The organism is Pseudomonas sp. BN606, assembly GCF_029873115.1.
In the GTDB taxonomy this organism is placed as follows: domain Bacteria; phylum Pseudomonadota; class Gammaproteobacteria; order Pseudomonadales; family Pseudomonadaceae; genus Metapseudomonas.
The window spans coordinates 16,669-36,355 of sequence record NZ_SSOF01000063.1 but is presented as its reverse complement, the minus strand read 5'-3'; the positions used below and the strand labels follow the sequence as shown (position 1 = coordinate 36,355).

22 protein-coding genes are annotated in these 19,687 nt (G+C 63.1%); 3 read left to right on the top strand and 19 right to left on the bottom strand.

The features are described from left to right. Window positions 1-88 precede the first annotated feature (88 nt). The 16 genes from E8E75_RS11370 to E8E75_RS11295 all read right to left on the bottom strand — a co-directional run bounded on the left by E8E75_RS11370 (window position 89) and on the right by E8E75_RS11295 (window position 14,182). Entirely contained in the window at window positions 89-865 is a 777-nt protein-coding gene (locus E8E75_RS11370; RefSeq protein WP_280358782.1) for a 1,6-dihydroxycyclohexa-2,4-diene-1-carboxylate dehydrogenase, read from the bottom strand. A 157-nt stretch (window positions 866-1,022) separates the two neighbouring features. Then, window positions 1,023-2,036, bottom strand: a complete 1,014-nt coding sequence (gene benC, locus E8E75_RS11365) for a benzoate 1,2-dioxygenase electron transfer component BenC (RefSeq protein WP_153920106.1) — start codon at window positions 2,034-2,036, stop codon at window positions 1,023-1,025. A 10-nt stretch (window positions 2,037-2,046) separates the two neighbouring features. After that, window positions 2,047-2,535, bottom strand: coding sequence for a benzoate 1,2-dioxygenase small subunit (gene benB, locus E8E75_RS11360; protein ID WP_120651006.1), 489 nt, complete (start codon window positions 2,533-2,535; stop codon window positions 2,047-2,049). Next, window positions 2,532-3,890 (bottom strand): benzoate 1,2-dioxygenase large subunit, encoded by a 1,359-nt coding sequence (gene benA, locus E8E75_RS11355; RefSeq protein WP_120651005.1) that lies wholly within the window; start codon window positions 3,888-3,890, stop codon window positions 2,532-2,534. Before benA ends, benB begins: the two co-directional genes overlap by 4 nt. Window positions 3,891-4,116: 226 nt before the next feature. Beyond that, entirely contained in the window at window positions 4,117-5,079 is a 963-nt protein-coding gene (locus E8E75_RS11350; RefSeq protein ID WP_280358780.1) for an AraC family transcriptional regulator, read from the bottom strand. A 140-nt stretch (window positions 5,080-5,219) separates the two neighbouring features. Further along, the gene (locus tag E8E75_RS11345) at window positions 5,220-6,569 is read right to left on the bottom strand and encodes an MFS transporter (RefSeq protein ID WP_120651003.1); all 1,350 of its coding nucleotides are present in this window, start codon (window positions 6,567-6,569) and stop codon (window positions 5,220-5,222) included. Between the two features lie 375 nt (window positions 6,570-6,944). After that, window positions 6,945-7,787: an IclR family transcriptional regulator C-terminal domain-containing protein gene (locus tag E8E75_RS11340; RefSeq protein WP_120651002.1), complete on the bottom strand. Its 843-nt coding sequence runs from the start codon at window positions 7,785-7,787 to the stop codon at window positions 6,945-6,947. 304 nt (window positions 7,788-8,091) lie between these two features. Next, entirely contained in the window at window positions 8,092-8,724 is a 633-nt protein-coding gene (locus tag E8E75_RS11335) for a malonic semialdehyde reductase (protein WP_153920110.1), read from the bottom strand. 115 nt (window positions 8,725-8,839) lie between these two features. Continuing rightward, window positions 8,840-9,769, bottom strand: a complete 930-nt coding sequence (locus E8E75_RS11330) for an AEC family transporter (RefSeq protein WP_120651000.1) — start codon at window positions 9,767-9,769, stop codon at window positions 8,840-8,842. 14 nt (window positions 9,770-9,783) lie between these two features. Next, window positions 9,784-10,851, bottom strand: coding sequence for a cell division protein ZapE (zapE, locus tag E8E75_RS11325; protein WP_280358777.1), 1,068 nt, complete (start codon window positions 10,849-10,851; stop codon window positions 9,784-9,786). A 22-nt stretch (window positions 10,852-10,873) separates the two neighbouring features. After that, window positions 10,874-11,479: a protocatechuate 3,4-dioxygenase subunit alpha gene (pcaG, locus tag E8E75_RS11320; RefSeq protein ID WP_120650998.1), complete on the bottom strand. Its 606-nt coding sequence runs from the start codon at window positions 11,477-11,479 to the stop codon at window positions 10,874-10,876. A gap of 12 nt (window positions 11,480-11,491) precedes the next feature. Then, window positions 11,492-12,211: a protocatechuate 3,4-dioxygenase subunit beta gene (gene pcaH / locus E8E75_RS11315; protein ID WP_153920116.1), complete on the bottom strand. Its 720-nt coding sequence runs from the start codon at window positions 12,209-12,211 to the stop codon at window positions 11,492-11,494. A 129-nt stretch (window positions 12,212-12,340) separates the two neighbouring features. After that, the gene (gene pcaQ, locus E8E75_RS11310; protein WP_120650996.1) at window positions 12,341-13,270 is read right to left on the bottom strand and encodes a pca operon transcription factor PcaQ; all 930 of its coding nucleotides are present in this window, start codon (window positions 13,268-13,270) and stop codon (window positions 12,341-12,343) included. Window positions 13,271-13,400: 130 nt separating this feature from the next. Then, window positions 13,401-13,673 carry a Rho-binding antiterminator gene (locus tag E8E75_RS11305; RefSeq protein ID WP_120650995.1) on the bottom strand — a complete coding sequence of 91 codons (273 nt, stop codon included), beginning with the start codon at window positions 13,671-13,673 and terminating at the stop codon, window positions 13,401-13,403. A 10-nt stretch (window positions 13,674-13,683) separates the two neighbouring features. Further along, a complete protein-coding gene (locus E8E75_RS11300; protein WP_120650994.1) occupies window positions 13,684-13,938 on the bottom strand; it encodes a DUF2024 family protein in 255 nt (84 codons plus the stop codon). Window positions 13,939-13,951: 13 nt separating this feature from the next. Then, window positions 13,952-14,182, bottom strand: a complete 231-nt coding sequence (locus E8E75_RS11295; RefSeq protein ID WP_120650993.1) for a glutaredoxin domain-containing protein — start codon at window positions 14,180-14,182, stop codon at window positions 13,952-13,954. Between the two features lie 106 nt (window positions 14,183-14,288). On the opposite strand from E8E75_RS11295, the gene E8E75_RS11290 reads away from it, so the two are divergent. Beyond that, the gene (locus E8E75_RS11290) at window positions 14,289-14,858 is read left to right on the top strand and encodes a MarR family winged helix-turn-helix transcriptional regulator (protein WP_280358772.1); all 570 of its coding nucleotides are present in this window, start codon (window positions 14,289-14,291) and stop codon (window positions 14,856-14,858) included. 50 nt (window positions 14,859-14,908) lie between these two features. Here the strand turns inward: E8E75_RS11290 and E8E75_RS11285 are convergent, their stop codons facing one another. Further along, on the bottom strand, window positions 14,909-15,169 hold the full coding sequence (locus E8E75_RS11285; RefSeq protein ID WP_120650991.1) for a hypothetical protein: 261 nt from the start codon (window positions 15,167-15,169) through the stop codon (window positions 14,909-14,911). 260 nt (window positions 15,170-15,429) lie between these two features. On the opposite strand from E8E75_RS11285, the gene E8E75_RS11280 reads away from it, so the two are divergent. Further along, window positions 15,430-15,858, top strand: a complete 429-nt coding sequence (locus E8E75_RS11280) for a carboxymuconolactone decarboxylase family protein (protein ID WP_120650990.1) — start codon at window positions 15,430-15,432, stop codon at window positions 15,856-15,858. Window positions 15,859-15,973: 115 nt separating this feature from the next. Beyond that, complete coding sequence (locus E8E75_RS11275; RefSeq protein WP_120650989.1) at window positions 15,974-17,407, top strand: PLP-dependent aminotransferase family protein; 1,434 nt, start codon at window positions 15,974-15,976, stop codon at window positions 17,405-17,407. A 188-nt stretch (window positions 17,408-17,595) separates the two neighbouring features. On the opposite strand, the gene E8E75_RS11270 is transcribed toward E8E75_RS11275, so the two are convergent. Then, complete coding sequence (locus tag E8E75_RS11270) at window positions 17,596-18,975, bottom strand: aldehyde dehydrogenase family protein (protein WP_280358770.1); 1,380 nt, start codon at window positions 18,973-18,975, stop codon at window positions 17,596-17,598. A gap of 201 nt (window positions 18,976-19,176) precedes the next feature. After that, entirely contained in the window at window positions 19,177-19,626 is a 450-nt protein-coding gene (locus E8E75_RS11265; RefSeq protein WP_120650987.1) for a hypothetical protein, read from the bottom strand. Between the last annotated feature and the right edge of the window lie 61 nt (window positions 19,627-19,687).

Sequence of the window (19,687 nt, the reverse complement as noted above, 5' to 3'; positions counted from 1 at the left end):
CGCGTGACGGTGCCTGTCCGGTATTGCTCTGCAGGAGACCTCTTGTGGGAGCGAGTTCATTCGCGAATGAATTCGCTCCCACTGGCTGTTATCCCAGGTCACCTCCGCCCACCGGCAGGGTCACGCCGGTGATGTAGGAGGCGTCGTCGGAGGCCAGGAAGAGGATGGCGCCGGCCTGCTCGTCGATGGTGCCGTAGCGCTTCATCAGACTGCTGTCGATCGTCTGGTCGACGATCTGCTGGTACCAGACCTTCTCCTGTTCGCTCTGCTGGGTCGTGTTGCGCGGGATGCGACGCGGCGGCGCTTCGGTACCACCCGGCGCGGTGGCGTTGACGCGGATACCGCGCTCGGCGTTCTCGAAGGCGAGGCAGGCAGTCAGGGCGTTCACTCCGCCCTTGGCGGCGCCGTAGGGGACGCGATTCACCCCACGGGTGGCGATGGAGGACACGTTGACGATGGCGCCCGCGCCCTGCTCCAGCATGTAAGGCAGCGCGGCGTGACAGCACCAGAGCGTGGGGAACAGCGAGCGACGCACTTCGGCCTCGATCTCGTGCTGCTGGTAATGCTCGTAGGGCTTGGCCCAGATGGTCCCGCCCACGTTGTTGATCAGGATGTCCAGGCGGCCGAAGCGCTCCACCGCGGCGGCAGCTACACGGTGGCACTCGGTGAACTGTTCCAGGTCGGCGGTGAGCGCCAGCATCGAGGCGGCGGCACTCAGTTCGTCCTGCAGCTCGAAGACCAGTTCAGAGCGATCCACGGCAACGACGTGCGCGCCCTCTTCCACCAGCCGCTCGACAACGCGACGACCGATGCCCTGCGCCGCGCCAGTAACGACCGCGACTTTGTCTTGGAATCTCTTGTACATGGCAGCCCCTGCAATTGGGTTCTGGTATCGCGGATTCGATCCGGGATACGGATCAGCCCCCTCTCCCTTCAGGGAGAGGGTTGGGGAGAGGGTGACGTCCGAGTCAGCTGAACGGCCCTCTCCCCGGCCCCTCTCCCGCAAGCGGGAGAGGGGCGCTTCAAGCCGCGCTGGCGGCGAACTTCTCGTAGTAGAAGTTCGCCGGCGAAATGCCCTGCTCGCGGATGTACTGGCTGACCGCCTCGACCATGGGCGGCGGGCCACACAGGTAGACATCCACGTCGCCGTCGTTGAGGTGCTTGGGCGCGATGTGCTGGGTCACGTAGCCCTTCTGCGGATAGCTGCTGTCCGGACTGGCCACGCAAGCGCTGAAGGTGAAGTTGGGGATGCGCGCGGCGAAGGCTTCCAGCTTGTCCATCTCGACCAGGTCGTGGTCGTGGGTCACGCCATAGATCAGGTGCAGCGGGTGCTCGCTGCCCTCTTCCGCAATTTTCTCCAGCATCGCGGTGAAGGGCGCAAGGCCGGTACCGCCAGCAAGCAGCAGCAGAGGACGACGGATGTCACGCAGGTAGAAGCTGCCAAGCGGGCCGGCCAGGGACATGCTGTCGCCAGCCTTGGCCAGGCCGGTGAGGAAGCTGCTCATCAGGCCGCCGGGGACATTGCGGATCAGGAAACTGACTTCACCGTCCTTCTGCAAGGAGCTGAAGGAGTAGGCGCGGGTCTGTTCGCTGCCCGGCACTTGCAGGTTGACGTACTGGCCCGGCAGGAAGGCCAGCTTGCTCAGGGACTCGCCCTTGATGGACAACGCGATGGTGCTGTCGGACAGCTGGCGGACCGCACTGATGCTGGCCTCGAAGCTGGCCTGCTGGGTCTTGCAGACGTCGGAGGACGCAGGTACGCGCACCACGCAGTCGCTCTCGGCGCGCATCTGGCAGGTGAGCACGTAGCCCTGTGCGGCTTCGTCCTCGCTAAGGGCGTCCTCGATGTAGTCCTGGCCCAGGTCGTAGCGGCCGGCTTCAGCGAAGCACTTGCAGGTGCCGCAGGCGCCGTCGCGGCAGTCCAGCGGGATATTGATGCCCTGGCGATAGGCCGCATCGGCCACGGTTTCGCTCGGGGTGGCGTCGATGAAACGGGTGACGCCGTCTTCGAAAGTCAGTGCGATTTTGTGAGTCATGACCGTGCCCTCAGATGTGGTAGATGTCGATCACTTGGCGAACGTAGTCATTCTTGAGAACGACCTTCTTCGCCTTGATCAGCGGGCTCTCGCCGCGCACGTCGAGGGTGTAGAAGCTGGTGCCGAAGTAGCTGTCCACGGTCTTGTAGCGGAAGCTCAGGGTGTGCCAGTTGAAACGCACCTTGCACTGCCCGTCGGCCACTTCGAGGATCTCGATGTTGCTGATGTTGTGGGAGGTGCGAGTGTCCGGCATGGTCGCGCTGGAACGGTCGGTCTTGATGCGGAAGACGCGGTCTTCCAGGCCGCCGCGGCTGCCGTACCAGATCAGCGAGATTTCAGTCTGCGGATCGATGGTCAGCTCGTCGCGATCGTCCCAGGAAGGCATCCAGAAACTGGCGTCGCTGGCGTACAGCTCCAGCCAGTTGTCCCAGTCCTTGTCGTCCAGGTAGCGCGCTTCGCGATAGAGGAAGTCGCGCACGGCGTCGTAAGAGATGCTCATTGCACGGCCTCCACGGGGATCAGTTGCTGCTCGGCCGCGGCGGCCTTGAGCATGGTCTCCTGCCAGTACTTGTGCTGCAGCACGAACAGGCCTTCGTCTTCGGTGCGTACGCCGGAAAGCAACGGGTGCAGGTCGATTTCCTGGGCGGCGGCATCGGCGCCTTCGACCCAGTGCTCGGCACCACGGGACATGTCGTTCCAGCCACGGCTGCCCTGATAGCCCAGCTGACAGGAGCGGAATTCCTCGAGGTCGTCCGGGGTGGCCATGCCGCTGACGTTGAAGAAGTCTTCGTACTGGCGGATGCGCTTGGCGCGGGCGTCCGGACTCTCGCCTTTCGGCGCGATGCAGTAGATGGTGATCTCGGTCTGGTTGACGGAAATCGGCCGGGCGATACGGATCTGCGAGCTGAACTGGTCCATCAGGTACACGTTCGGGTACAGGCAGAGGTTGCGGGAGTTCTCGATCATCCAGTCGGCACGAGCCTTGCCGAAGTCCTGGACGAGTTCATCGCGGCGCTCGTAGAGCGGACGATCTTCGGGGTTGGCCCAGCGGGTCCAGAGCAGCAGGTGGCCGTGGTCGAAGGAGTAGAAGCCGCCGCCGTTCTTGGCCCAGCTGCCAGCACTCATGGTCTTGATTTCTTCGCCCGCTTCGCGCTGCTTGCGCTGGTTCTGGGTGGCGGCGTAGTTCCAGTGCACGGAGCTCACGTGGTAGCCGTCGGCGCCGTTCTCGGCGGTCAGCTTCCAGTTGCCCTCGTAGATGTAGCTGCTTGATCCGCGCAGGACTTCCAGGCCCTCGGGGGACTGGTCGACGATCATATCGATGATCTTGGCGGACTCGCCGAGATGCTCGACCAGGGGTTTCACGTCGGCATTCAGGCTGCCGAAGAGGAAGCCGCGATAAGACTCGAAGCGAGCCACTTTCGTCAGGTCGTGGGAGCCCTCGCAGTTGAAGCTGGACGGATAGCCGGCTTCGGCCGGGTCCTTCACTTTCAGCAGCTTGCCGGAGTTGTTGAACGTCCAGCCATGGAACGGGCAGGTATAGGAGGAACGGTTGCCGCTCTTGTGCCGGCACAGCTGTGCACCGCGATGGCTGCAGGCGTTGAGGAAAGCGTTGAGTACCCCGTCCTTGTTGCGCGCGATGAAGATCGGCTGGCGCCCCATGTTGAGGGTGAGGTAGTCGTTCTTCTCGGGAATCTGGCTCTCGTGGGCGAGATAGATCCAGTTACCTTCGAAGATATGTTTCATTTCCAGTTCGAACAGACGCGGGTCGGTGAACATCTCCCGCTTGCAGCGGTAGACGCCCTTCTCTTTGTCATCCTCAAGCAGCGAGTGCAGGAAATCGAATCCCAGGGACATGGCCAGGGCCTCCGTTGTTATTGTTCAGGCCAGGTCAGGTTAGGGATGCGGGGCAAACGGCAATATCCGCTTTGTGCAGATCGCTATCCGTTTTTTGCAAAGCGGTGGTGAACGCCTGTAGGAGCGAATTCATTCGCGAAGGCAGCGCGCAGCATTGCCGTTGTCGTCGCCGCTGAGGGCCTGATCGCGAATGAATTCGCTCCCACAAGGAGGAAAGCAGGTGGGATCAGAGCCCGCGCCGCTTCAGCGTATCCGACGGCAGTTCGCCGAACAGGCTCTTGTAGCTCTCGGAGAAGCGCCCCAGGTGCAGGAAGCCGTAGTCCAGCGCCAGCTCGGTGACGTTGCGTACGTTGCAGCTGGGGTCGGCCAGGCAGGCGCGGATGCGCTCCAGCTTCTTCTGGCGGATGTAGTGCTTGGGCGTGGTGCCCAGGTGGCGCTCGAACAGCGCGTAGAGGGAGCGCAGGCTCATGCTGGCCTGGCGGGCGAGGAATTCGCTGCTGATGTCCTGTTTCAGGTTGTGCTCGATATAGGCCAGGATGCGATCGAAGGAAGCCTCCTGGCAGCCCAGGCTCTCGCGGCTGACGTTGGTCTTCATCAGGCTGAGCATCTTGCTCGCGACGATCTGCGCGTAATGCTCCTGCACCCTTGGCAGCGCGTCGCTGGCTTCGGCCTCCTGGCAGACCATCGCCAGCAGGTTGACGAAGCCTTCCAGCTCTTCGAGCCGGTAGTTGTTCTGCAGGAAGCGCACGCCAGGACTGGGACGGTGCCAACGCTGCTCATCGCAGATGCTTTCCAGCAGTGTGGTGGGCATCTTCAGGATGAACTTCTCGCAATCGTCCGAGTAGGTCAGGTCCACCGGGTCGTCGGGATTGATCAATAGCAACTCGCCCGGCGCCAGGTAGTGCTCCTGCTTGTGACCGCGCCACAGGCAATGGCCGCTGAGCAGTATCTGCAGGTGGTAGATGGTTTCCAGCGCCGGTGAGGTGACGCGCACGGCACCGCCGTAGCTGATGCGGCACAAATCGAGATTGGCGAACTTGCGGTGGTTGAGGCTGGCCTCGGGATGGCCCGCGGCGGGCAGGCGAATGCAGTGCGAGCCGACATGCTGGTTCACATATCCGGACACGGCATAGGGGTCCGCACGCTCGAACACCTTACTGCGTTCACTCAGCAGGCGACTATCCATCACAGGCACTCTTTCTAGTTGTTGTAAGTCGCGGGCGTCATGCCGGTTGGCAAGCGCCCGCGATCATCATTACGCGATTCTATGTGAGCCTTTTCCTACACGCCCTCAATGGAGATAAACGGTTACGAATCAATCGCCGGACGTCATGTAGCGTCGGCGTGGCTCACGAGCCCCTTTATCACCACGGCTGTGGTTGCGATGGCAGCAGGCACCACCAGCGCGGTCAGCACTTGTTCGAAGTTCCAGCCCAGGCCCAGCAGGGTCGCGCCGATCCAGGCTCCGAGAATGGCACCGAAGCGGCCGATGCCGAGCATCCAGGACACGCCTGTGGCACGACCCTGGGTCGGGTAGAAGCGCGCCGCCAGGGACGGCATGGCCGATTGCGCGCCGTTGACGCACATGCCGGCCAGCAGCACCAGAGTGGCCAGCAGGGTCACTTCACCCAGGCTCTGACCGACAAAATAAGCGAAGACACCGGCCATCAGGTAGAACACGCCAATGACCTTGTGTGGGTTGAAACGGTCCATGGCCCAGCCTACGCCGACGGCGCTGAGTACGCCGCCGAACTGGAACAACGCGCCGATGAACGCGGCCTGCTCCATGCTGGCACCGCTGTCGCGCATCAGGGTGGGCAGCCAGCTGGTGAGCAGGTAAACGATCACCAGGCCCATGAAATAGGTCAGCCAGAGCAGCAGGGTTCCCGCGCTGTAGGTGCCGGAGAAGATCACCTTGAAGACGTTGCGGCTCTGCACGGTCTTCTGTTCCGGCACGCTGAAGCCGGTGGCCGTCGCCACTTCAGCCGGCGCAATGGGGGCGAGTGTCTTGCGTATCTTGTCCGTGCCCTTGTTGCGCACGACCAGGAAGCGCGCCGATTCCGGCAGCCAGATCAGCAGCACCACGGCCAGCGCCAGCGGCAGGATGCCGCCGAGCAGCAGCAGGCTGTGCCAGCCAAAGGCCGGGATCATCGAGGCGGATACGAAGCCACCGGAGGCCATGCCGAGGTTGAAGCCGCAGAACATGCTGGTGACCAGCAGCGACTTCAGGCGCTCGGGGGTGTATTCGGACAGCAGCGTCGTGGCGTTGGGCATGGCGGCGCCAAGGCCGAGGCCGGTAAGGAAGCGAAGAATCAGCAGTTGCTCGAGGTTGGCGCTGAAGGCGGAGATCAGGCTGAACAGCCCGAACAGGAACACCGCGGTCACCAATACCACCTTGCGGCCGAAGCGGTCGGCCATAGGACCGGAACCGAGGGCCCCGAAGACCATGCCGATGAGCGCTGCGCTCATCACAGGGCCGAGGCTGGCGCGGTCGATACCCCAGTCCTGGGTCAGCGCCGGGGCGATGAAGCCCATGGCGGCGGTATCCAGGCCGTCGAGGAAAACGATGAGAAAACACAGCAGCACGACACGCCATTGATAGGCGGATAGCGGCTGGGCGTTGATGAAGGATTGAACGTCGAGCGTGCCCGTGGCGGGCAGATGGGCTGGGCTGGTCATGCAAGGATTCCTGCGATTGGCCTTCCTCCGCATGCGGGCCGTTCTATGCGGCCTCTGACGGGGAAGACTCGGACTGGACAGGAATGAGGGCGTTTCCGGTAATACAGGCTACGACCGAAACAGACTCTCATTGTTGTTATTGGCCGCGCTGGCTGGTGGCGCGGCTGTGCAGACCTTACGAATAGACGACTGAGGGTTCAATTCGATAATCGGCAAAGCGTTCGATAGTCGAACAAAGATTGGCTGGAGCGATGAATCCCTTGTGAGGGGCGAACTCATTCGCCAAACAGGCCGAAGGTCTGCCGTCGAAACATGGGGCTGCGTCGCAGCCCTTGGCGATCGAAATCGCCCCTACAGTTGAAATCACCGCACCACTCAATGGAACAACCGCGTGCTCAGATCCTTGCTCGCTTCCAGCAACGCCGGGAGGAAGCGGGTTTCCAGTTCCTGGCGGCTGACGCGGCCGACGTGGGTGCCGACGTTCAATGCGGCGAGCACCTGGCCGGCGGAATCGCGCACCGGCACCGCCACAGACCGCAAGCCCATTTCCAGTTCCTGATCGATGATCACCCAGCCCTGGCGGCGAATTTCCGCAATGCTGGCGCGCAGCCCGTCGACGGTATGCACGGTGCGGCTGGTCTTGATCTGCAGGTCGGCGTGCTCGAGGTAGTCGTCCAGGGCGGCGTCATCCAGCGCGGCCAGGAGAATACGACCCATGGAGGTGCAATAGGCTGGCAGCCGGCTGCCAACGCTCAGGTCCACCGAGATCAGCCGGTTGGGCGTGGCCGAGCGGGCGATATAGAGGATCTCGTCGCCTTCCAGGGTGGCCATGGAACAGGCTTCGTGGAGCTGATCGCTGAGTCGGTCGAGGATCGGCTGGGCGGTTACCGCCAGCGGGGTCGACGACAGATAGGCATGGCCCAGGGTCAGGACCTTGGGCAGTAGCGAGTAGGTGCGCCCGTCGGTCGTGACGTAGCCCAGCTTCATCAGGGTGTGCAGGCAGCGGCGCACGGCGGCGCGGGGAATCTCGGTGCGGTGACTGATCTGGGCAATGGTCAGGTGACGCTTACGTTCCTGGAACGCATGGATCACCGCCAGGCCGCGGGCCAGCGAGGTCATGAAGTTGGGATCGCCGGTGAAGGCTTCGATGCGCTTGGCCGGCGAGGCGATGATCGGCGGGGCCAGGGGCGCCAGAGGGGCACGCAGTTCTTCGGTCATTCTTGTTGTCCTTGGTGGATCGCGGTCGCGGCAAGTCGGCCGATTATCGAACCAAAGTTCGATAATCGCAATTGACCCTGATGCCTTCGGCTCTTACTTTTGCCGCCGCCAACCAGCGCCCCGGTTTGATCAGGTACCTCGGCGCCCGGCATCGGCTTCGCTCATGAGGCGCAGCCGGACTCCCCCACCGCGGCAAACGTCAACACCCCGGCGTGCCATGTGGGGTCGATTTCATTCGCCAAGGGCAGACCTGTGGTCTGCCTGGCGATTGAAATCGACCCCCACAATTCCCGTGGTCCCATCCCTACAACAGCTTGCACACCTCGTCGAATTCCAGGCGCGGTCCGCGCGCATGCAGCTTCGACGGATCGCCGTAGCCCAGGTTGCACAGGAAACTGGACTTCACCTGGCTGTCCGCGAAGTGTTCCAGCTGGAAGGCATCCCCCGCACCATCCGCGGGGAAGAACTCGTGGTCTACCAGCGCATTGTCGAATCCCGACATGGGGCCACAGTCCAGGCCCAGGGCCCGCGCCGCGATGATGAAATAGGCGCCTTGCAGAGAGCTGTTGCGCCGCGCGGTGAGGCCGGCGAGCTCTGGCGTGTTGGCGAACCAGGCGCGTGCATCGGTGTGGGGGAAGAGCTTGGGCAGCTGTTCGTAGAACTTCAGGTCATAAGCAATGATGGCGGTGACCGGCGCCGCCATGGTCTTGTCCACGTTGCCTGGTGCCAGGGCCGGCATCAGGCGATGTTTGGCCTCGGGAGTACGCAGGAAGAGGATACGCACCGGACAGCAATTGGCGCTGGTCGGGCCCCACTTCATCAGGTCGTAGAGCTGGCGCAGGGTGTCGTCACTCACGGGCTTTTCCAGCCAGGCACTATGGGTTCGTGCGTTGCGGAACAGCAGGTCCAGGCCTTCCTCGCTCAATTTTTCGCTCATCGCTGTCTCCTCTGGTCAGGATTGGCCGCACGCGCGTGCGGATGACCTAGTGAGGATAGTCAGTGCCGAGCTCCACTTGTGGGGGCGAAGCAGCCCCCAGGCTTTAGCCGTTACCTCAAGTCAACAGACCGATGAAGCTGCTGATGCTGACAAAGGCGAGGATGGTGCAGACCACCAATGCCGCGGCGCAGCGACCTTCAAGCCCGTAACGCTGACCGAGGATCGGGTAAATGCTCATCATCGGCGAACACGCGAAAAGTACGCCCGCGATCCGTAGTACAGGGTCTACCGGTGGCAGCAACTGAAAGCTGAGCAAGACCACCAGCGGGTGAAGGAGCAGCTTGCCGATGCTGAGCTGGGCAACATCCTTGATCAGGCCACCGGCCCGGAGGCCGTTGAGGCTGGCGCCGATGACGAAGAGCGCAACCGGCGCCGAGGCCATCGCCAGCATCTCCACCACTTTCGCCGGCACGCTTGGCAGGCGTACCCCGAGCAGGGCCAATCCCAGGCCGATGCTGATGGAGATGATCACCGGATTGCGCAGCAGGCGCAGGAAGGTATCCAGCAGCGCTGCGCGCAAGCCGCTGCCGTTCTGTCGCCCCAGTTCAGCCAGGGCCAGTGCCAACGGGATCATCAGCAGGTTCTCCACCAGCATCCCCAGGGCTAGAGCTACCGCTGCCGGCGAACCGAGGACCATGGCCACGATGGGATAACCGATGAAGCCACTGTTGGACACCGACATGCCAAGGCCTGCCAGGGCACTGCCGCTGAGGCTGTCCTTGCGCACTAGCCGGGAAAACAGGAAGCCACCCCAGAACACCACCTGGGACCCGATGCCGTAGGCCAGCAGGTAGGTCGCGTCGAACACCTCGTCCAGGGGTTTCTCCAGCAGCGCCCGTATGACCAGGGCCGGCAGGGCGAAGGTAATGACGAACTTGCCCATGCCCAGCACCTGCTCCGGGCTGACCAGCCGTCCGCGGGCTGACAGGTAGCCGATGCCGATGAGGATGAAGATGGGCGCGGTAATACCTAGTATCTGGAACATTCGGGGCTCTTCGGTCAGCAGGTCCCGTCCGCGGGCTGGATCGGCTTCAGTTGCTGCAACCGGCTGCGGGTACGGGAAAAGTCCATATGGGGTTTGCCCCGACACAAGTCGTCCAGACTGGCTTCGCTGGCCAGCAGGAGCCGGGTACCGGCGTCGTAGGCGATGTCGATCAGATTGACGAAGCGTTGCTGCACGTCGATGGCTTCCTCACCCAGGCGAGGTACGCCGCTGATGGCGAGCTGCTGGAAGCGCCTGCTCAGCCATAGGAAATCGGCGCTGGAATGGGGGCGCCGGCACAGCTCGTCGAAGTCCAGCCAGGCACGCTCGGCGTCCATGGCGCGCAGCCTCAGCGGATGGTGGTTGACCACCACGACCGCATCCCGCTCGGCGGCGGAGCTCAACCCCAGCTGGCGCTCGATCCAGGGCTCATCGGTGGCTGACAGCGGCCAGCAGTATGTGCCCCAGGCTTCGAGCTCCCCACGCCGCAGCCGATAGTCTTCGCCGCCGTCCAGATTGAGTACCTCGAAGCGTTTTTCGATCAACGCAATGGCCGGTTGGAAACGTTCACGGTACAGCGGGTTCGGGCAAAGCCCGTCGGGGTCGTAGTTGGAGGTGCAGACCATGCCCACCCCCTCCTCTACCAGCACCTTGAGCAGGCGCCCAAGGAGCACGGCATCGCCGATGTCGTGGACGTGGAATTCGTCGAAGCAGAGCAGCCGTGTATCCACGGCAAGTGCCCTGGCCGCCAGCGCCAGCGGATCGGCCTGGCCGGCGAAGGCACGCATGCGCTCCTGCAACTCCTGGAGGAAGGCGTGGAAGTGCACGCGACGCTTGGCGGAAAGCGGCGCGGCGGCAAAGAAGGCGTCCATCACGAAGCTCTTGCCGCGCCCTACTCCACCCCAGAGGTACAGGCCGGCGACGGGACGTCGCAGCCAGCCCCTTTTTCCGGCCATGAACGACTCCAGCCATTGCCCAAGATGGGCAATGGCTGTGCGTTGCGCCGTGTCGGCCCGATAACCACGGGCTTCCAGCAGTGCATCGAAATGCCTTCCGATGCGCTGGCCGACGGCTTCGGCCGGCACATCGAATGCGAGTTCCCGCTCCCTAGAAGTCAAAGAAGACCGTTTCCCCTTCTCCCTGGATACGAATGTCGAAGCGATAGGCCAGTTTGCCGTCCACTTCGCAGCGACGCGCCACCAGGGTTTCGCGGCGTTGTGGCTGCTCGATCAGGTTCAACACCGGGTCGACGGCATTGGCGCTGGCTTCGTCGTCGAAGTAGATGCGCGTCTGCAAGTGGATGTTGATGCCACGGGCGAACAGCGACAGGTTGATGTGCGGCGCCATGGCTACGCCAGCGGCGTTCTTCACCACGCCTGGCTTGATGGTGTGCAGGGTCCACTCGCCGGCGTCGAAGGTGGTCGCGGTGCGGCCGAAGCTGTTAAACGGCTTTTCCAGGTCGAAGGCGGTGTCATACACCCCTTCATGGTTGGCCTGCCAGAACTCCAGGAAGGAGTCGCGCACCAGGTGGCCGTTGCCGTCGTAGACACTGCCGAGCAGCAGGATGTGCTGGCCGGGAGCATCTGCCTTGGCCATCTGGTTCCAGATTTCCTGGTCGCGGGTCGGGTTGCCGGCCGCATCCAGGGCCAGGCCGATATGCACGTAGGGGCCGGCGGTTTGCGAGGGGGTTTCCGGCAGCAGTTCGATAGGCATGCGCGTGCCTCCTCAGCGGTTTTCGAAGTGGGTCTTGCGCTGGCCGCGCAGGACGATGTCGAAGCGGTACGCCAGGCAATCCATCGGGATGGCGTTGCTCATGTCGAGCTTGGCGATCAGCGTTTCTACCGCGTCGGGGTTGGCGATGCTCTTGACGATGGGGCACATCGGGATCATCGGATCACCCTCGAAATACAGCTGGGTAATCAGGCGGGTAGAGATGGACGGCCCGCTGATGGAGAAGTGGATGTGCGCGGGGCGCCAATCGTTCGGGCCATTACGCCAGGGATACGGGCCCGGCTTGATGGTGCGGAACTGGTAGTAGCCGTCGCGATCGGTCAGCGCACGGCCGACACCACCGAAGTTCGGATCGAGCGGCGCCAGGTAGCGGTCATTCTTGTGGCGATAGCGGCCGCCGGCGTTGGCCTGCCACATTTCTACCAGGGTGTGCGGAACCGGCTTGCCGTATTGGTCCACGACCCGTCCGGAAACGATGATTCGCTCGCCGATTGGCAGTCCGCCGTTATTGAAGTTGAGCAGCAGGTCGTTGTCGTGCTGACCCATCTTCAAGTGGGAGAAGTCAGGGCCGCTGGTCTCGGAAACGGACTGCGGAATGCTCACCAGCGCCTGGCGCGGCGACCGGGCGATGGAGGTCTTGTAGTCGGGCGTGAAGGCTTTCGGGTGCCAGTTTCGGTCACGAATGACGAAGCGGCTATTTTCCGCATCGGACATCACGGTTTCCTCTTATTGGATTTGTCGGGCGGCCCATCGATACACAGGGCAGTGGGCCGTGACGCGCAGTCTCATCCAACAGAGGCTGGCAGAAAATTGAAATCCTGCCGGCCTTCCATAACCATTTGGTTATGGAAGACGCCCCTCGCGATAGTCCAGCGCCACCTCGCGCAGGGTCTCCACCGCCCAGTGTGCCGCCAGCGAAAGCGGCAAGGACGCATTGCTGCAGATGCCGACCGAGCCTCCGGGCTCCTTGAACCCCAGGTCCAGCTCCACCAGTTCACCGCTCGCCAGGTCCAGGCGCACGGCATCCAGCGGAGCAATCCATACCGCATCGCCGTTCAACACATAGCGTCGACTCAGGGCCAGGGAAAGCGTTTCCAGGCGTTGTCGCGGCGGGCTGATGCCGCTTTGCACGAAGAAGCCGTCGGCATGCTTGCGGATGGTGGTTCCGGCAAGAGGCAGTACCAGGGGGAATCCGTCCAGCGAGCGGCGATCGGCGCCCTCTTCCAGCAACGGGTGGCCGGCGCGCACAACCAGGGTCATGGATTCGCTGTACAGGTGTTCGAAGGTCAGGCCATGAATTTCCGGGTTGTCGGTCATGCGTCCGACCACCAGATCCAGCTCGCCTACCCGCAACTGCGACAGCAGGTAAGCGCCCGGCCCGGTCAGCACACTGACCACCAGCGAGGGATGACTGTGATGCAGACGCCGCACGACTTCCGGCACTAGCAGGCCTTCCACCGTGGAGAGCACGCCAAGACGCACGGTGCCGGCGGCATATTCGCCTTCGCGCAGGCTGTTGACCCCGTCACGCAGCGCCTGCACGCAAGGGCCGGCATAGCGCATGAAGGCCAGGCCCGCCTCGGTCAGGCTGACGCCGCTCTTGCTGCGATCGAACAGGCTGGCGTCGAGGACCTCTTCCAGCTCCTTCAGGGTCTTGGAGATGGCCGGCTGACTCACCGCCAACTGGTCCGCAGCACGAGCCAGGCTGCCCTGGCGTGCCACTTCTAGGAAGCACAGCAGATGGCGGAATTTGATGCGGGTATCGATGTTCAACGTCGCGGTCCTGTTGCGGCTGGCCTGCGAAGGCTAGCGCAAGGACGGGCTGTGGAGCCATTCGTTGGCGGCATTTGTGGGAGCGAATTCATTCGCGATTGAAATCGCTCCCACAGGAATAGTCAGACGGTCAGGCCGCGCACACCTTCCCGGCCAGTTCCATTCGTCCGAAGCGTGCTCCGGGCTCTAGCGGCGTAATCGCCAGCAGTCGGTCCATGCGCACTGAACAGGGTCCGTCCTCCACTTCCAGCACGAAGAATTCTTCCTTCTCCGCGCTGGTGTGGGTGGTCAGCGCCCTGGCCTCGAACCCGCCGCCGTCCACCAGTTCCACCTTCACCAGGTAGCGATAGAGACAGGCGATTTCAAGGAAATCGTGCAGGTCGCAATCCAGGGGCTGATACATCGCGAGCTCCTCAGCAACCTTGCAGTGGAATGATCGAGTAGCCGTACTGGCCGATGGCTTCGGCCACCTGCGGGCTGGCGATCTCGCTGTGGCAGAACAGGCATTCGCTGGCGGCGATGTCGGCGTCCTGCACACCCCGGCTGGCCAGCCACTCGGCGGCGAAGCGTCCAGCCTGGATCTTGTCGCCGCCGTCGGTGAGCACGTCGAAGTGCAGGTAACGGCCATCGCGGGTACGGACATGGGTATCGAAGACTTTCACCTGCATTTCGATGCCCTCCTTACTTCAGGTCCGCAATCGCGGCGCCAAAGTTGATGTGCAGTACCTGGTCGTCCACCACCAGGGCAGGAACCGATTTCACGCCGGCGGCTTCAGCTTCGGCGACGCGGGCCGGGGCCTCGCCCAGGTGCACCACTTCCACCTTAACCTCAGGGGCGAGCAGGTTGAGCAGGGTCTGTTCAGCGGAAACGCATACCGGGCAGCCGGCGTGGTAGTAACGAGCGGTAGTCATCTTCAGTCTCCTGGTTGATTTGGTATCGAATCGATACGTTATTCAGATTACCCGGAGGCACCCCTTTGTCAATATAGTTTTTACTCGATACTATCTATCGACGGAGGTGAACATGAGCACCCTATTCGACCTGTTCGAAAGACTGACCAGCCTGATGCGCATCTGGCACCGCGAGCACCCGCTGCTCGCCGACCTGCAGCCGGTGCAGCTCAGCGCGCTCGAGTACCTGGCGCGCTGCAACCACTACTCGGATACGCCGCTGGCGGTGACCGACTACCTCGGGCTGACCAAGGGCACCGTGTCGCAATCGCTGAAAGCACTGGAAGCGAAGGGGCTGATCGAGAAGCGTCAGGACCTCAACGACAAGCGCAGCGTGCACATGGTGTTGACGCCTGCGGCGCGGGAGTTGCTGGCTGCGGTGACGCCGCCGGCATTCCTGGCTGACGCCGCGGCGGAAATGGGGGCGGACGCGGCACAACTGGAGCGGCTACTGGGAGAGTTGCTGCGTACTGTGCAGCGCCAGGTCGACGTGCCCGGTTTCGGCCTGTGCAAGACCTGCCGCTTCCACCAGCAGCGGGACGGCGAGCCCTTCTGCGGACTGACCCGGGATCCCCTGAGCCGCCCCGCCATCGAGCTGATCTGCCGCGAGCACGAACCTCTCGACAGCGCGGCCTGATCGCGCCAGTACCTGATGGGCAGGCTGGGGCCTCCCTGCCCCACATGAATTCAGGCGGCGGTGTCGAAAAGTTCGCGGCCCTGATCCAGGTACTGATCCACCAGCCACCTGCCGTGGGCCAATGATGCCTGCTGGGCCTTGCCGAGTTCCGCCAGGAAGGAATAGCGGACCGGAAGCGCAATGCGGCGCGTGGTCTGGCCGTCAGGCGCGATGATGTGGCAGCCGGCTGCCCAGGGCGTCGGAATGCCCGGATGCTCGAAGACGTCAGCGACTACGGTGTGGTTGCGGTGAACGCATTGCAGGGTGCTCATGGGGTCTACCTCTTTGTTGAATGCCCGGAGCCATGGAGTCGGCCAGCCCGGCGGGCGTGAATGAAGTTCAACTGAAGGTCGGCGCATGCCTTGCTCACTTCCGGATATAGCACAGGGAGCAATCCGGGACGTTTCACCTGACCGGGGGTCATCCCATTGGCCTGCCGGGTTTCCCGCAAATTGGCTATTCGACGGCACCGGACCGCACGATAACTTACGTCCATCCCCGCAACCTGCGGGTCCCGACTGGAGAGAGCAAGATGCGAATCGAGTGGAAGCAGCAAGCGCCCGAAGTCTTCAAGGCCATGCTGGGCCTGGAGCAGGCCCTCGCCAAATCCGGCCTGGAGAATTCCCTGCTTGAGCTGATCCGCCTGCGCGCGTCGCAGATCAACGGTTGCGCCTACTGCGTCAACCAGCATGCCAATGACGCACGCAAGGCGGGTGAAACCGAAGCTCGCCTGCAGACCCTGAGCGTCTGGAAGGAAACCCGCTTTTTCAGCGAGCGAGAGCGTGCTGCCCTGGACTGGGTCGAGAGTCTGACATTGCTGCCCGAACGCCACGCGCCGCAACATCAGTTCGATGCCCTGCGCGAACACTTCAGCGAAGTCGAGATCGTCAACCTGACGCTGGCCATCGCCACCATCAACGCCTGGAACCGCTTCGGCGTGGGCTTCGAGCTGGTCCCCTGAGGCAATATCCGCACCTTTCCAATGGGCCGCCGCGTGCGGCCCATTGCATTTCCGAGCCATCCACAACGACCGGCAATGCGGTATTTTTTCTGACAGTCCCTCGCCGGAGCCATGCATGGAACTCCACATCGTCATCCAGGGCAGCAAGGACCTGTCCGGTCAGCTGTATCGCCAGTTACGCGAAGCCATCGAGTCCGGCCGCCTGAAGGCGGGAACCCGGCTCCCACCCAGCCGCTTGCTGGCCGAGCAGCTCGGCATCTCGCGCAAGACGGTGTCCGATACTTATGCCCTGCTTACCTACGACAACCTGCTCACCGGCAAGGTTGGCTCGGGCACCTTCGTCAATGCCCAGTCCGCCGGACAGGGACGCAAGCAGGGGCACGAATCGCTGGCCAGCGCGGCGATCATTTCCCGGTGGCGCAATATCTCTACCAGCCTGCGCCATCCATCCCCCGACGCGATGTTGCGCTACGACTTCATCGGTGGCGCGACCACCCGCAACCAGTTCCCCCAGGACGATTGGCGCCGCTGCACCCAGCATGCCCTGCGCCAGACGGCGAAATCTCGGGGCCTCTACAGCGAAACAGCCGGCTTGCCCGCCCTGCGCGATGCCATTGCGCGCCATGTGGCCTTTTCCCGCGGCGTGCGCTGCAACGCCGAAGATGTCGTGGTGTGCAATGGCGCGCAGCAAGCGTTGGACCTGCTCGCCCGTGTGCTGATCGAGCCGGGGTGCAGCGTGGCCGTGGAGGACCCCGGCTACCCGCCGGCACGCCAGTTGTTCGCTGCCCAGGGCGCCGAGGTAATTGGCATTCCGGTGGATGCGGAAGGCATCTGCGTCGACGCCATCCCCGAGCATGTGCGGTTGATCTACGTGACCCCGTCGCACCAGTTCCCCCTCGGCATGCCCATGAGCCAGGCCCGGCGCGAAGCGCTGCTGGAGAAAGCCCTGCGTATCGGCGCGGTGATCATCGAGGATGACTACGACTGCGAGTTCCGCTACGAAGGCCGCCCCACAGAAACCCTGCAGAGCCTGGACAGCCAAGGCGTGGTGGCCTACGTCGGCACCTTCTCCAAATCCTTGCAGCCCGAGCTTCGCCTGGGCTACTGCATCCTGCCGCCGGCACTGATCGCTGCCGTTACCGCCGCCAAGCAGCTCGCTGACTGCCACTGCTCCACCTTGACCCAGTGGACCCTGGCCAAGTTCATCGATGAAGGCTGCCTGCTGAAGCATATCCGCCGCAGCCACATCCTCTACACCAGCCGGCGCGAGCGCATCCACGAGCGTTTCAAGGGCGACCTGGCGCGCTGGTTCGAGCTGGTGCCTTCGGTGGCAGGGTTCCACCTCGCAGTGCTGGCGAAGGTGCCGGTGGACATGCCGCTGCTGGTGGAACTGGCCCGCAAGGTGGACGTCGGCCTCTATCAACTGGCCGCCTTCTCCTACCAACTGCCGCCGCGCAGTGGCCTGATGCTCGGCTACGGAGGCATCGAGACCCTGGACATCGACCCGGCACTGGATCGGGTGCGGGACATCCTGGAGCAGATTGCATAGGGAGGTTGGATAACCTCCTTTGTGGACTAAGGACTGGCAGGAGCGAGCTTGCTTGCGAACAGCTTGAGCACGATCCTTCGCGAGCAAGCTCGCTCCTACAGAAAACCACGGCCCAAGGATGTGGTTTCCCACGTACAAATTGAAAAGGGACTGCACTTGGCAGCCCCTTTCTCATTCAACGCCAACTGTCAGCGACGATCGCGCCAGATGGTCTGCACATTGAGGAACTCGCGCAGGCCGAAGTGGGACAGTTCGCGACCGTAACCGCTTTTCTTCACGCCACCGATCGGCACACGCGGGTCGGAGGCGGTGAAGCCGTTGATGAATACGGCGCCGCTGACGATACGACGGGCCAGCTTCTGCGCCTTTGCGGCATCGGTAGTCCAGAGCGCACCACCCAGGCCGAACTCGCTGTCGTTGGCCAGCTCGACCGCATGCTCGGCATCGCGGGCGACGATCAGGGACGCCACAGGGCCGAAGATTTCCTTGCGGAATGCAGTCATGTCCGGGGTCACGTCAGCCAGGATGGTCGGTGCGTAGAAGTTGCCTTCGCCTTCCAACTTGTGGCCACCGAGCAGCAGGGTCGCGCCCTCGGCCAGGGTCGCCTGCACCTGGCCATCGAGTTCATCGCGTAGGTCGAAGCGGGCCATGGGGCCGACGAAGGTGGAATCGGCTTGCGGATCACCGATCTGCAGCGCCTTGACCGCCGCCACAAAACGCTCGGTGAAGGCTTCGGCGATAGGCGCTTCGAGGATGATGCGCTTGGCCGCGATGCACACCTGCCCGGCATTGTTGAAACGGCTGGAGACCGCGGCTTTCACGGCCTGGTCCAGGTCGGCGTCGGCCAGGACGATGAAGGGATCGGAACCGCCCAACTCCAGCACGCACTTCTTCAGCGCCGCACCGGCCTGGGAGGCGATGGCGGCACCGGCGCCCACGCTACCGGTCACCGCCACCATGGCAATGCGCGGGTCGGCAATGGCCACGGAGACCAGCGGCGGCTCGACATTGATCACCTCGAACACACCTTCCGGCAGGCCAGCCTCGGCCCAGGCGGTGCCCAGCAGGCGAGCGCAGCCCATTACGTTGGGTGCGTGCTTGAGCACATACGTGTTGCCGCCGAAAATGATCGGCACTGCGCCGCGCATCACTTGCCACACGGGGAAGTTCCAGGGCATCACGGCCAGCACCGGCCCCAACGGCAGATAAGCGACCACAGCCTTGTCGTCTTCCACCAGGGTCGGCTCGTCGGCCACCATTGCGGGACCATGCTCGGCGTACCACTCGCAAAGCTTGGCGCACTTCTCGATCTCGCCACGGGACTGGCTGATCGGCATGCCCATTTCAGTGGTGGTCATCCGCGCCATGGTTTCGGCGTTGGCACGCAGCGCCTTGGCCATGCGCAGCAGCGCCGCGCTGCGCTCTGCCACGCTGGACTGGCTCCAGACCTCGAACCCGCGCTGGGCAGACGCCAGGCTGGCTTCCAGGGCGGCGGCATCCTGGTAGGGATAACGGGCAATTTCTTCGCCGGTGGCAGGGTTGCGGGAGATGGCGGCGGGCTGAGTCATGTTGTCCTCGTTCTACGTGAGAGCCGGTCAGGGCTCGCGATCAATCATGCGGCGACGTTAAGGCAGCGACCGATTCACGTAAAACGAATAATCAAGAAGAAAGTATTCACAAAAAGAGAATGGGTGGTGGACCACTTCGTCATTGAAATCGCGTCAATGACGATCGGGTCATTCGCGATAGCTCAAGCAGAGGCCAAGGTGTCACGCCGATTGCAGCGCCACTCGCGCTTTTCCCCTGTAGCCACGCGTCAGCGGCCAACTGCGGTGTAGTTCATCCGGCGATTGAGTGGTGACCACGTACACCCGCTGCTCGTGACCATGGCGCAGCAGCAAGCACTGCAGCGATTTGCCGTCTTCCACATCGAACCATCGGGGTTCGCCGTCGTGGGTCATCTCCATGAAGCGCGCCACCCGCGCCAATACCGTGGCAGGGCTGAAGCGGTCCCAGCCTTCCGGCAGCGAGCCCTCCCCCTGTAGCCAGCCAGTGGCCGGGAGTTCTCCGTATTCCTGGCTTCGACGCCCCCACGGAATCCACACCACGCCACGTTGTGGGTCATGGATGGGCAATGCGGCATCGGCATCCGGGTAATTGATGAGTTGCCGACATCCTTCGACGGTGAAGAGCCCACTGACTTCCACTGAATGACACATGACTGCCTCCCCTAGCCGAAGCAATTGTCATCGTTGCCAGGATTGCTGGTTCAGGGGCGGT

What these genes read in the sequence shown, in the direction of transcription:
- E8E75_RS11370 (WP_280358782.1), bottom strand. Translation starts at nt 865, where the DNA reads ATGTACAAGAGATTCCAAGACAAAGTCGCGGTCGTTACTGGCGCGGCG.
- benC (WP_153920106.1), bottom strand. Translation starts at nt 2,036, where the DNA reads ATGACTCACAAAATCGCACTGACTTTCGAAGACGGCGTCACCCGTTTC.
- benB (WP_120651006.1), bottom strand. Translation starts at nt 2,535, where the DNA reads ATGAGCATCTCTTACGACGCCGTGCGCGACTTCCTCTATCGCGAAGCG.
- benA (WP_120651005.1), bottom strand. Translation starts at nt 3,890, where the DNA reads ATGTCCCTGGGATTCGATTTCCTGCACTCGCTGCTTGAGGATGACAAA.
- E8E75_RS11345 (WP_120651003.1), bottom strand. Translation starts at nt 6,569, where the DNA reads ATGACCAGCCCAGCCCATCTGCCCGCCACGGGCACGCTCGACGTTCAA.
- E8E75_RS11340 (WP_120651002.1), bottom strand. Translation starts at nt 7,787, where the DNA reads ATGACCGAAGAACTGCGTGCCCCTCTGGCGCCCCTGGCCCCGCCGATC.
- E8E75_RS11335 (WP_153920110.1), bottom strand. Translation starts at nt 8,724, where the DNA reads ATGAGCGAAAAATTGAGCGAGGAAGGCCTGGACCTGCTGTTCCGCAAC.
- E8E75_RS11330 (WP_120651000.1), bottom strand. Translation starts at nt 9,769, where the DNA reads ATGTTCCAGATACTAGGTATTACCGCGCCCATCTTCATCCTCATCGGC.
- pcaG (WP_120650998.1), bottom strand. Translation starts at nt 11,479, where the DNA reads ATGCCTATCGAACTGCTGCCGGAAACCCCCTCGCAAACCGCCGGCCCC.
- pcaH (WP_153920116.1), bottom strand. Translation starts at nt 12,211, where the DNA reads ATGTCCGATGCGGAAAATAGCCGCTTCGTCATTCGTGACCGAAACTGG.
- E8E75_RS11305 (WP_120650995.1), bottom strand. Translation starts at nt 13,673, where the DNA reads ATGTATCAGCCCCTGGATTGCGACCTGCACGATTTCCTTGAAATCGCC.
- E8E75_RS11300 (WP_120650994.1), bottom strand. Translation starts at nt 13,938, where the DNA reads ATGCAGGTGAAAGTCTTCGATACCCATGTCCGTACCCGCGATGGCCGT.
- E8E75_RS11295 (WP_120650993.1), bottom strand. Translation starts at nt 14,182, where the DNA reads ATGACTACCGCTCGTTACTACCACGCCGGCTGCCCGGTATGCGTTTCC.
- E8E75_RS11285 (WP_120650991.1), bottom strand. Translation starts at nt 15,169, where the DNA reads ATGAGCACCCTGCAATGCGTTCACCGCAACCACACCGTAGTCGCTGAC.
- E8E75_RS11280 (WP_120650990.1), top strand. Translation starts at nt 15,430, where the DNA reads ATGCGAATCGAGTGGAAGCAGCAAGCGCCCGAAGTCTTCAAGGCCATG.
- E8E75_RS11275 (WP_120650989.1), top strand. Translation starts at nt 15,974, where the DNA reads ATGGAACTCCACATCGTCATCCAGGGCAGCAAGGACCTGTCCGGTCAG.
- E8E75_RS11270 (WP_280358770.1), bottom strand. Translation starts at nt 18,975, where the DNA reads ATGACTCAGCCCGCCGCCATCTCCCGCAACCCTGCCACCGGCGAAGAA.
- E8E75_RS11265 (WP_120650987.1), bottom strand. Translation starts at nt 19,626, where the DNA reads ATGTGTCATTCAGTGGAAGTCAGTGGGCTCTTCACCGTCGAAGGATGT.